The organism is Acinetobacter radioresistens DSM 6976 = NBRC 102413 = CIP 103788 (assembly GCF_006757745.1).
GTDB classification, from domain to species: Bacteria; Pseudomonadota; Gammaproteobacteria; order Pseudomonadales; family Moraxellaceae; genus Acinetobacter; species Acinetobacter radioresistens.
Genome location: NZ_AP019740.1, coordinates 601,314 through 613,344 on the forward strand (window position 1 = coordinate 601,314; position 12,031 = coordinate 613,344).

At 44.9% G+C, this 12,031-nt stretch carries 9 protein-coding genes; 4 read left to right on the forward strand and 5 right to left on the reverse strand.

The annotated features are described in order from the left end of the window. Position 1 precedes the first annotated feature (1 nt). Positions 2-832, forward strand: coding sequence for a pyrroline-5-carboxylate reductase (proC, locus tag ACRAD_RS02785; protein WP_005023535.1), 831 nt, complete (start codon positions 2-4; stop codon positions 830-832). Positions 833-858: 26 nt separating this feature from the next. Then, complete coding sequence (locus ACRAD_RS02790) at positions 859-1,428, forward strand: YggT family protein (protein WP_005016149.1); 570 nt, start codon at positions 859-861, stop codon at positions 1,426-1,428. A 70-nt stretch (positions 1,429-1,498) separates the two neighbouring features. Here the strand turns inward: ACRAD_RS02790 and polA are convergent, their stop codons facing one another. Then, positions 1,499-4,258 carry a DNA polymerase I gene (gene polA / locus ACRAD_RS02795; protein WP_005023537.1) on the reverse strand — a complete coding sequence of 920 codons (2,760 nt, stop codon included), beginning with the start codon at positions 4,256-4,258 and terminating at the stop codon, positions 1,499-1,501. A gap of 153 nt (positions 4,259-4,411) precedes the next feature. Between polA and ACRAD_RS02800 the strand changes: the two genes are divergently transcribed. Further along, a complete protein-coding gene (locus tag ACRAD_RS02800; protein WP_005023539.1) occupies positions 4,412-7,261 on the forward strand; it encodes a DUF2339 domain-containing protein in 2,850 nt (949 codons plus the stop codon). Here the strand turns inward: ACRAD_RS02800 and ACRAD_RS02805 are convergent. Both ACRAD_RS02805 and ACRAD_RS02810 read right to left on the reverse strand, forming a co-directional pair. Beyond that, positions 7,251-8,174: a mechanosensitive ion channel family protein gene (locus ACRAD_RS02805; RefSeq protein ID WP_005023542.1), complete on the reverse strand. Its 924-nt coding sequence runs from the start codon at positions 8,172-8,174 to the stop codon at positions 7,251-7,253. The two genes, ACRAD_RS02800 and ACRAD_RS02805, sit on opposite strands and share 11 nt — an antisense overlap. 9 nt (positions 8,175-8,183) lie before the next feature. Further along, positions 8,184-9,005 (reverse strand): hypothetical protein, encoded by an 822-nt coding sequence (locus ACRAD_RS02810; protein ID WP_005023544.1) that lies wholly within the window; start codon positions 9,003-9,005, stop codon positions 8,184-8,186. Between the two features lie 103 nt (positions 9,006-9,108). On the opposite strand from ACRAD_RS02810, the gene gspE reads away from it, so the two are divergent. Continuing rightward, positions 9,109-10,596 (forward strand): type II secretion system ATPase GspE, encoded by a 1,488-nt coding sequence (gspE, locus tag ACRAD_RS02815; RefSeq protein ID WP_005023546.1) that lies wholly within the window; start codon positions 9,109-9,111, stop codon positions 10,594-10,596. A 71-nt stretch (positions 10,597-10,667) separates the two neighbouring features. Here gspE and ACRAD_RS02820 read toward each other — a convergent pair whose 3' ends face one another. Continuing rightward, complete coding sequence (locus ACRAD_RS02820; protein WP_005016136.1) at positions 10,668-11,093, reverse strand: organic hydroperoxide resistance protein; 426 nt, start codon at positions 11,091-11,093, stop codon at positions 10,668-10,670. A 97-nt stretch (positions 11,094-11,190) separates the two neighbouring features. Continuing rightward, the gene (locus tag ACRAD_RS02825) at positions 11,191-12,015 is read right to left on the reverse strand and encodes a carbon-nitrogen hydrolase family protein (protein ID WP_005023547.1); all 825 of its coding nucleotides are present in this window, start codon (positions 12,013-12,015) and stop codon (positions 11,191-11,193) included. Positions 12,016-12,031 lie beyond the last annotated feature (16 nt).

Sequence of the window (12,031 nt, forward strand, 5' to 3'; positions counted from 1 at the left end):
CATGAGCACAGCTTTAAATTGCAATATCTGTTTTATTGGCGGTGGCAATATGGCACAAGCCTTAATTGGTGGCCTGTTAGCACGTGGGTTGCCTGCTACCCGTATTACAGTAGCTGATCCGGTTGAACAGATTCGTTCATTGCTTCAGGAAAAAGATATCCATGTGACTGAAGACAATGTTGCAGCTATTCATGATGCCGATGTGGTCGTTCTGGCTGTTAAACCACAGGTATTGGCTAAGGTATTGCAACCTTTAAAAGGTCTGTTTGCTGGAAAACTGCTTATTTCAATTGTAGCAGGTGCTCAGATTGCAACTATCGCTGAGCTGGTCGAGAGTGATCAGGTGGTACGGGTAATGCCGAATACACCGGCACTGGTACAGACTGGTGCACACGGATTATATGCCAGCCCTGCTGTGCAGCAGGCGGACCGTGATCTGGCTAGCCAGATTCTGGCATCGACCGGTTTGACCTTGTGGGTTAATACCGAAGAACAGATTGATGCCGTTACTGCGGTCTCTGGGTCTGGCCCGGCATATTTTTTCTATATGATGGAAAGTATGATACAGGCGGGTAAAAATCTTGGTCTGGATGAGAAAGTAGCTACCGCACTGACTTTACAAACAGCTTTAGGTGCTGCACAAATGGCGATTACCAGCTCCAGCTCACCGTCTGAGTTACGTAAAAATGTAACCTCACCGAACGGCACAACACAGGCTGCACTGGAAATGTTTGATCGTGCCCAGATTTCCCAGAATATTCAGGCTGCACTTGCTGCAGCGAAAAAACGCAGCCAGGAACTCGCACAAGAGCTGAGTGAAAGCACTAAATAATTTGATTTGATTAGGAAAGTTAAAGTATGGGTGCAAATTCTGCGCTAATTTTTGGCATTATCATTAACGTAGCGATTTTGCTCGTCTTCTTCCGTTTCTTGGTCCAGTTGGCTGCGGTGAATCCTTACAACCCGGTAGTAATGTCTACGGTCAAGGCAACCAAGATTGTTGATGTGTTCGGCCGTATCCTGCCAACACTCGGTAAAGGCCGTGTAAATCTGGCAGCTCTGGTTCTGATCGTGGTGTTATATCTGCTCAAGATTTTCGGCCTGATGTATCTGTCTGGTGTTATGCCAAACAGCCCTGTGCATCTGGTGATCTTGACTTTTGTGACCATGATTCAGGATTTATTACGTTTCTGTCGCTATCTGATTTTTGCAACGATCATCCTAAGCTGGGTGGTGATGTTTACCCAGTCGCGCGGGCCTTATATTGAAGTCATTCAAGATCTGGCTGAACCTTTATTGGCACCGTTTCGCCGCTTGATGCCTAATATGGGGATGATTGACCTGTCTCCAATTTTGGCATTCCTGGCGCTCTATATTGCCGAGATTTTGATGAATGAAGTTGCCCGGATTTTGTTAGTGGGTTTATAAAGCGCTAAAATAAAAAAGGACCGTTAGGTCCTTTTTTATTTTCTGGTGATTGGGTAAAGCAAGTCGTAACTTAGTGTGCCTCTTCCCAGTTACAACCTTTACCTACTTCTACCAGTAAAGGTACAGAGATTTCGACTACCGACTCCATAACCTCAGCCAGTTGAGGGGCCAGCTCATCTGCGATATTTTCATCAACCTCGAATACCAGTTCATCATGAACCTGAAGTAATAAACGCGCCTGATCTTTCGGTAAGATTTTATCTACCGAAATCATGGCCAGTTTAATAATATCTGCCGCGCTTCCCTGTAATGGTGCGTTAATCGCAGCACGTTCAGCTGCTTTGCGTACCATCATGTTACGGGCATCAATATCTGGTGTGTATAAACGGCGACCAAATAGCGTGTCTACAAAGCCCTGTTCCAAAGCCAGTTGACGGGTACGTTGCATATACTCATAAATTCCCGGATAACGGTGAAAATACTGTTTGATATAATCCTGCGATTCCTGACGGGTAAAACCAAGCTGACGAATCAGACCGAACTCAGACATGCCATACAGTAGTCCAAAGTTTACAGCTTTAGCCTGCCGGCGCTGGTCATTGGTGACGTCTTCAAGGGCGATTCCCAAAACTTCAGCTGCTGTACGGCGATGAACATCCTGACCGTGGCGGAAAGCATCTAGCAGGGCATCATCTTGCGAGAAATGGGCCATTAAACGCAATTCGATTTGCGAATAGTCAGCAGCCAGCAAGACACGACCAGCCGGAGCAATAAAGGCTTTACGAATCTGTCGGCCAATTTCTCCGCGAATTGGAATGTTTTGTAAGTTCGGATCAGATGATGACAGACGTCCGGTGGCAGTAAGTGCCTGATGGTAGCTGGTATGTACCCGATGGGTAGAATTATTGGACTGCTTGACCAGAGCATCTGTATAGGTGCTCTTCAATTTAGCAAGACTGCGGTGTTCCAGAATTACAGCAGCAATTGGATGCTCGATTTTTTCCAGAATACTTTCGCTAGTACTGAACTGGCCTGTGGCAGTCTTTTTACCACCTTTAATGCCGAGTTTTTCAAAAAGTACTTCACCTACCTGTTTCGGAGAAGCAATATTGAACGTTTCACCAGCCATTTCCATTGCTTGCTGTTCCAGCTCCTGCATGGTTTTGGCAAACTCTACGCTGAGCTGGTCCAGAAAGCCGTGGTCTAGACGTATACCATCTTCTTCCATACCCGTCAGAATACGGGCAACCGGCATTTCAATATTATATAAAATATTGCAAAGTTCCGGATGAGCTTTTAATTTTTCAGCCAGTACTTCATAGAGGCGATAAGTAACGTGGGCATCTTCGGCTGCATAAGGTGAAGCCACTTCCAGCTCAATCTGGTTAAAAATCTTCTGCTTGGCACCTTTCCCCGCAACCTGCTCAAAGGTAGTGGTCAGGTGACTTAAATATAGGCGCGCGACATCATCCATACCATGACGGGTAGCCACCGAGTTCAGCACGTAAGAGGCCAGCATGGTGTCAAAAAACCAGCCCTTGAGTTCAATTCCATGATTGGCAAAGATATGGGCATCATATTTAAGATGATGGCCAATTTTTTCAACCTGATCATTTTCCAGAATAGGCTTGATTTGAGCCATAACCTGTTCACGGTTCAGCTGCTCAGGTGCACCTGCATAGTCATGTGCCAGAGGAACGTAATATGCATCTTTTGCATCAAAGGCGACAGAGAAGCCGACCATTTCTGCTACCCGGTAGTCCAGACTTGTTGTTTCAGTATCAATAGCAAAGCGGGTTTCGCTAGACATACGCTGAAATAACAGTTCCCAGTCTGCCTGGGTCAGCACGGTATGATAAGTTGCTTCGCCCAGCCGGTCTTCTTCACTGCTCAAAGTAGCATGTTCATCTGGTATATCTTTATTTGCAGGTAAAGCCGTAGCTTGAGCTGAAGCCTGTTTATAAGTAGTGTTATTTGGATTATGGGGGTGATCTAGGGATTGTAGCTGATTACGGAACTCAAGTTCGGTATACAGATTACGCAAGGTTTCTACATGCGGATCTGCCAGTTTTAGGTCTTCCCAGCTTATATTCAAGTCAAGATCACATACAATGGTAGCCAGCTGATGGTCAATGGTTATACCTTCGAGATTATCCTTAATACTCTGGCCGACTCTACCCTTAATATGTTCTACATTTTCTAGAATGCCCCCAAGTGAACCGTATTCATTGAGTAGTTTAGCAGCAGTTTTTGCCCCTACACCTGGTACACCCATAATACCATCTGAGGCATCACCCATCAGGGTCAGGTAGTCAATAATCTGGTGAGGCCATACTCCAAACTTCTCAAAGACTCCCTGAATATCCATCGGTTTGTCTTTAAAACTGTCTTCCAGTGTCACTTTATCTGTGACCAGCTGTGCCATATCCTTGTCACCAGTAGAGATCAGGACCTGATGGCCGGCAGCTTCAGCGCGTTTTGCCAGTGTTCCAATGATGTCATCAGCTTCGGCACCCGGCAGGGAATAAAGGGGAATACCTAAAGCCCGGATCAGGGCATGCAGATAAGGAATTTGCTGGGAGAGTTCACTTGGCATGCTTGGGCGGTCACCTTTATAAAGTGGCGACAGCTCATGGCGGAAAGTAGGCTCGGGTGTATCAAAAATTACAGCCATATGGGTGGGCTGGATGCGGCGCATCAGTTTTTGTATTGCAGAAATCGCGCCACGGATTGCATTGGTATGTAACCCGGTTGAAGTGGTTAATTGAGGCAGCGCATGAAATGCCCGGAATAAAAAATAGGACCCATCAACCAAGACAAATGGTGGCATTGAATACTTCCTTACAATCGAATGGCTTTATTCTACGTGAATTTTCTCTGCAATGCAGAATATGAATTTTGCAGCAGTTTGTATGCAAATTCTTTTATCTGATAAGAGATCGGTTAAGATAGCCAAAATTGGACAGGAATACTCAATTTGCCCATGTATAACAAAGATAAGCAGGGATATTTCATTTTTCTTCTGATCATACTTGTCGTTATTTTTGCTGGCTCTGCAGTTGTTAATTTTGAGCTTGGCATGGTCGGCGCCAGTTTATTTTTCAGCATATTACTCATCCAGCTGGTTTCAAATATGCAACAGCGTTTGCAGCAGCTAGAACAGCGGGCGAAATTTATACAGCCAGTAACCGATCTGGTTTGGCAAAAAGCAGGGATATATGCAAGTGTGCTGTTTGGGGCAGTGATCTATTTAAGTGACTGGCGCAGTATGCTCTGGCTTGCAATTATAATTTTTATCATTTGTCTGATTCATTTGCTTAACCGGTTGCAACAACGTTTGGCTAATCTGGAGCAGCATCATTCACTGGCTGAACCTTCTTTACTTCCGTTACCCGCCCGGCAACTGCAAAGCAGGCAAGAAGCAGAAATACTTTCCGAACAGACTTCTCCTTCAGGGCCAGCTCATACCGGATCTTCTGTTACCGAACCAGATAGAGTACCAGCAGTAGCACCAGAACCGGCTGCTTCAAGCTGGTGGCAGCCTGCCATTAACTGGATGGTACATGGTAATCCAATCTTGCGAGTCGCTGTGGCAGTGCTGATGATCGGAGTCATATTATTACTCCGCTTTGCCAGTGAACACTGGCAACTCAGCTTGGGTTTTCGCTTAGGGTTTATTGCTTGTATTGGCGGTGCTATTACATTTTTTGGCTATAGTCTGCAAAAGAGAAATCTTTTATTTGCTGTTGCATTACAGGGGGTAGGACTCGCTGTTATTTTCCTGACACTGGTATTTGCCCATCATTATGGAGTTATTACCAGCCTGTCTATAGCCAGTATGCTCTTTGCAGCACTGTTGATAGTGACCAGTTATTTGAGCCTCAAACAGCATGCTGTTTATCTGGCTATACTAGCTTTAGGAATGGCCTATGCGGCGCCCCTGGTCATTCCACAGTATCATCCGGATACAGTGTTTTTACTGGGCTATTATTTATTAATTAATCTGGCAGTGGCTGTAGTTAATTTTGTTCAGTCCTGGAAAATTCTTAATCACATTGCATTCTTCGTCACCATGCTGTTAGGTGGTAGTGTCATCGTCATATATAGCGAAGCAAAACAGTATCTCATCCTTGATCTCATCATCTGGCTGCATATTCTGCTCTTTATCTGGCTAAGTATTCGCTACAGCCAGTTAATTGCACGTAAACACGCATTAAGTTTAAGACAATTACTTAGCCATCCTGAGCAAGAACAGGGCCGTTTACAGCCATTGCTTGATGTGAGCCTGATCTTTAGTGTGCCCGTGCTGGGTTTTTCCCTGCATGCCTGGTTAATGCGCGATAACACATTTGCTTTGACTCTAGGTGCTGCCTTGCTGGCGCTCATCTATGCCGGATTAACACTCTGGATTCGTCAGCGACAGCAGGAGCTATCTTTACTCGCTAAAAGTTTCTTTATTTTATCGGTTGCTTTTATTGCGCTAATTTTTCCGCTGGCCCAAGGGGCACACTGGAGCACCATTGGCTGGGTCGTACAGGGCGCCGCTCTAATTGTCTGGGGCGTAACTGAACGCTACCGATTTAGCCGTTATATTGGGGTAGCATTACTTTTGCTAAGTTCAGTGACCCTGTTTTATCAAATCTGGAGCCAAATCCAGTTTCCGGTTTTAAGTACAGCAATTTATGCGTTTGCCCAGCTGATATCAGTATATTACCTGTTACAGCATCAGCCCTCTGAAGAAAGGTATTTTAGTAGCAGTGTATTAAGCTGTATTTTACTGGCTTTAGGTCTTTATGCGGGAGCCGCCGCCGCTGTACACAGTCTTGGTCTGCAAGGGCAGGGTTTAAGCCCATATCTGGCTATGGCAGCTCTTTTATCTGCAGTATTTACAGCATTTATGCACTGGAAAACCCAAGTAAATTGGTTGCTGGTACAGTTATTTATCAATACGCTATTTTTATTATTTTTAGGTGCTGCGATCTGGCAGGAAAATTTGTGGACTAATCTGGCATGGAGTACATCGGGGTCTCAATATTCGTTCCTGTTTGCTTCGGCCGTTACTGCTTTTATAACATTATGGACAAAACCTGAACATAACAGTCAATCAGTAAAAGAATTTTGGGCTGCGGTTAGCTGGTTATTGTTGGCTGTTACTGGTTTGGCTATTTTGCCAACAACGCCACTTCTGGCACTGGGCTTAATTCCTGCATTGTATGGCGCTTGGGTAATTTACTCAAAAACACCTTTACTGATGCATTCTATTACAGTGTGGTGTTTAAGTCTGTTGTGGCTGACTGGCCTGAGCATTGATGTTCAGGTTGCTGAATATGCCTACTGGACAGTAATTCTTAATCCTGCCGATCTGCTTTCGATTGGAGTAATGGCTGGTTTACTCTGGGCGATTTATCAATATCGATTCCATGATAAAAATCTGGAATGGACATTCAAGATTGGTTCGATTCTGGTGAGCTTGCTGGTTATGAGCAGTATCATGGTACGTGGCTTACATCATTACATGGGTACGCCACTTTGGGGAACAGCAATTTGGAGTAATGGGACAGTTCAGCTCAGTTTAACCCTGTTGTGGGTTATCCTTGCTTTTATCCTGATGACGCTGGCCAGTCGCCGCTTGTTGCGACAGATCTGGTTTATCGGTGCAGCCTTACTGGCTATTGTAGTGGCAAAACTGGTCTTTCTGGATCTATCGCAAAGTGGCACTATTACCCGGGTGTTCTCGTTTATTGGGGCCGGAATCGTGATGCTGATTATTGCTTATCTGGCACCTCTGCCACCTGCCATACAACAGTCGACAGATGATGAGCCTAAAGTTTAGGCTCACGTTTTATTTCTCTGGCATTCGCATATGTATCAATATCTTCATTAGCCAATGCAGCAGTGAGAGGGGGGCGGTCAACAAATCCCATTTTGGGAACAGGAATTTCAATCTGATTATCGACAAAGCCATTACGGATCAATTCCTGCATTTCATCACGGACCTGCAGATAATTTTCCCGGCTACACCATACGGCGAACAATAGTTCAATTGATGATTCTCGAAATGCCGTTACTGTCACTGCCGGTTTAGGTTCGTCCAAAACCAGAGGATACTTATTGGCAACTTCCAGCAGAACTTCCCGTACTTTAATAATATCTTCATGGAAATTAATCGCGAGGGTAATGGGGATGCGCCGTATAGGAAATTTTGACAGATTCATGACTGGTGCCCGAATCAGCTGTTCATTCGGCAAACGCACATAAACATTATCGAGGGTGAGCAATTTGACCGAAAGCAGATCAATTGACAGAACCTCGCCTTCAATCACATGGCCACGGATGAGAGTAATCTGGATGGTATCACCGACCTCAAAGGAACCTTCACCAATCAGGAAGAGACCGCTAATCAGGTTGGTTGCAGAGGTCTGCGAAGCAAAACCTAAAGCTACTGTTAAAATACCGGCGGCGCCAAGAAAAACGCTAAGTTTGAAACCGGCTTCCTTTAAACTGGCAATTACAAAAAGCAGAAAGATAAAATAAAAAATACCGCGGCGCCAGACTAGGCGCTGATGAGCATTAAAACGTAAACCTACCGTACGGATAAAAGTATTGGAAATTACCCGGGCAATCAAGAAACCAATCAGGCAAAGTACCAGCCCCACCAAGATTTCACTTAAACGGTCCAGATTAATATTGGTAAAGATTCCTTTGAGGCTTTGGGTCACTTCTTTTGGAATATTTGTATCAGCCATGACCACCTCTTAGAAGAATGAATCAAACATGTTAAATAGTGCTCCACCTGGAGAGCGCGGGGGATGAATATACTGAACCTCGCCAGCCAGAGGCGGGGTCTGGTTTTCAATTCTTACCCGCGGAGGACGGTCCAGTCCTTCATGCAGAACTTTAATCTGTGAAGTCCATAAACGGCCAGTTTTTCCGCTATAAAACAAAGGCAAGGCAGGTACAGGCACATTCATGCGGTCAAAACGCAGCTGCTGATTGCTGGTATTATGAAAATGAATAGGGGTTACTGCGCGAAAAGCACGCGGTTTAAGCTGGCTTAGTTCAGTACGGCCATCCACTGCAGTGGCATAGCACATTTCACCGGTACGCTGGTCTGGGCCAAACCAAGTATCTTTAGAAAGAATGACCGGTAAATCGAATAAAGGATCTCGCTGACTTTCTACAAAACCGGCAATCCATAAGGGAGTGCTGATATAAAGCGTACCGCGTTGCCCTGCTGGAATGTAAATTGGATTGACCGGTTTAATTACGACAGAGCGGTCAGCCAGACGAGGCATGAGCTGGAATTTGCTATGTGTTTTTTTAAACATATAACGTTCAATCTCAACCGGCTGTGGAAAGATAAAATCTGGTTCTTCAATGATACGCCATTCCTGCTCATCATCATGCTGAAACTGTGGTCGATGATATTCAAGTTGCCACTCGCGCTGACTGCGAGTCAGACGAAAAAATAATGAACCGAACTGCCAGGCTTTATTCTGGTTCATATCAAATTGCTGTTCACCCCACCACTTGATAGTAGAAGATTCAGGCTCGAAATTTTCATTGTAATTTGTCAAGACCAGTTATTCCTTTCATCACATCTTTAGCAAAAAACAGACTTCACGCTGTCATATGCATAGAGTACACTCAAAACCAATTTTTCTATTATTATAAGTTGTGATGCAAATACTTAAACAACTACAAATACCTTACAGTTTTGCAAAACGTCATGGCGTCATCTTGCGTTATGAAGGGGACCAAGTCTATATCATGCGTCGTGAAGACACGACTCCCCTTGCTTTGCAGGAGGCTCGTCGGCTACTGGGCCGCCCGGTACATTATCAGTTATGCAGTGCGCAAGAGTTCAATAGTTTATTAGGATCCAGTTATGCCGGTGATACCGGTGAATCACAGCAGGTAGCTGCAGGGCTCGAAGACCATCCGGATTTGCTGAGCCTGGCAGATCAGGTACCTGAAGCAGAAGACCTGATGGATCAGGAAGATGATGCACCCATCGTTCGTCTGATTAATGCCTTGCTGTCTGAGGCAATTCGTGTCGGTGCATCCGATATCCATATTGAATCTTTTGAGAAAAAACTTTCAGTTCGTCTGCGGGTCGATGGACAGTTGCGAGAAATCGTTCAGCCACGGCGGGAGCTTGCACCTTTGCTGGTGTCCCGGATTAAAGTAATGGCCCGTCTGGATATTGCCGAAAAACGTATTCCACAAGATGGCCGTATTTCACTTCGTCTTGCCGGACGCGAAGTTGATGTTCGTGTTTCGACCTTACCTTCTTCGCATGGTGAGCGGGTTGTTATGCGTCTGCTCGACAAACAGGCGGGTCGTCTTAATATGACGCATCTCGGCCTGATTGCAGAAGATTATGAACGGTTAAAAACTTTGGTGCACCGACCCCATGGTATTATTCTGGTGACCGGTCCAACCGGTTCTGGTAAAACCACGACTTTATATGCGGCTTTGTCTGATCTGAATGATGGTAGCCGTAATATCCTGACAGCCGAAGATCCTATTGAATACCAACTTGAAGGAATTGGCCAGACCCAGGTTAATACCAAAGTAGATATGACTTTTGCGCGGGCTTTAAAAGCTATGCTGCGTCAGGACCCAGATGTGGTTATGGTCGGGGAAATTCGTGATCTGGAAACAGCTGAAATCGCAGTGCAGGCCTCTTTGACCGGCCACCTTGTACTTTCTACACTCCATACCAATACCGCTATTGGTGCAGTAACACGTCTAAAAGATATGGGCATTGAACCTTTTTTACTTTCAAGTTCTTTAATTGGTGTGGTGGCTCAGCGTCTGGTACGTACTTTATGTGCACATTGTGTTAATTGGCGTGAGGCTGATAGTTTTGAGCAGCATATCTTTAACTCTTTTGAACAGATAGAACCAGTTCGTTTACCTGTACCTAAGGGCTGCGAACACTGTGCCCATACCGGCTTTACTGGGCGTACAGCTATTTATGAGATTGTTCCGATTGATGAGCAGATGCGCCGTCTGATTCATGGGAATGCAGCAGAGTATGAGCTGGAAAATTTTGCCCGCAGACATGCAGGTTCAATTCGCGAAGACGGCTTGCGTAAAGTATTGCAGGGTAAAACAACTTTAGAAGAAGTGCTTCGCGTTACCAATGAAGCAGCCGAATAAGTCATTTTATAAGAATATTAATCAGGGCATTATAAAATTCTGTTTTTGAATTTTATAATGCCATTTTACTTTTAAGTCGTAATTTTTAAATCAACATTAATATTATTGCGAGTCGCGTTTGAATATGGACAGACAATATGAGCAGCTTCAACCAGTTTTTCCGCTTCAGTCTGGTCCATTCCTTCTAAATGAATATTGAGTGTGACTTCAATACCAAAACCGGTCGGTATCGGCCCAATTCCTACTTCGCCGTCAATATAAGCATCTTTAGGCATGCTATATTTATCACGGCCCGCAACAAATTTCATTGCACCCAAGAAGCAGGCAGAATAGCCAGCCGCAAATAATTGTTCAGGGTTAGTGCCACCACCAGGACCGCCCATTTCCTTTGGTACAGCCAGTTTTACATCTAAAATCTCGTCAGATGAGGTTGCGCGACCATCACGGCCACCTGTTGCTTTTGCATGTGCACGATAAACTACTTTTTCTAAAGCCATTTTATTACCTATAAGCGAATAGTTGTAGTGTTATCGTGGCGTATTAAAGACCAGAATAAATTGGTTTTTTTGTAAAAAAATCTAAAACTAAATTAAATCAGAACGTGACCAGTTTTCGATGTTGCATGAGAGGCATAGAGCTACGTACAGACTGCTGTTCTTGCAGGTCAAAAGGAACGGTAATCAGGCCCGGACCTTCATTGTTAACCATAGCCAGCAGCTGGCCGCGTGAGTCTGCTGCGGCTGTATGTCCCCAAGTCTGGCGCTTTTCACCATGCCAACCCTGCTGCGCTGCACCTAAAACCTGACATTGGCTATCCATTGCGCGAGCTTGTAAAAGTAACTGCCAGTGTAATTGGCCTGTAGTGTAAGTAAAAGCAGCTGGCGCAGTTAAAATATTAGCACCACGCTGACGTAGGGTTAGAGCCAGCTCTGGAAAGCGAAGGTCATAACACACCATAAGCCCGATTTGGCCAAATGGTGTATGAATAACTACAGGCTCGTCACCAGGTTCAAATACTTTAGATTCCTGGTAACCACCTACAGCATCCCCAACCTGAACATCAAACAGATGAATTTTGTCATAACGTCCTTCGGTTTTTTCCGGACTGATACATAAACTGGTCGTACGTACCCGACCATCTTTTATGGTAGAGCCATCAGGACGAAACGGGCAGGGCAATGTACCTGCAATGATCCAAAGATTATAATGATGTGCCAGCTGCTCTAACCGGCGCTGAATATGTTCAAACTGTTCAGCCGTTTCACGCTGTTTACCTGCTGTAAAACAGACGAAATTTTCCGGAAATACAATAAGCTCGGCACCTTCAGCCTTACTCTGCTGCATCAAACGTTCAATCTCGATGAAGTTATCTTCAATCAGATTTTGGGAATTCATTTGAACAACAGAAAGTAATGGCATCAGCTACTCCGTTTGT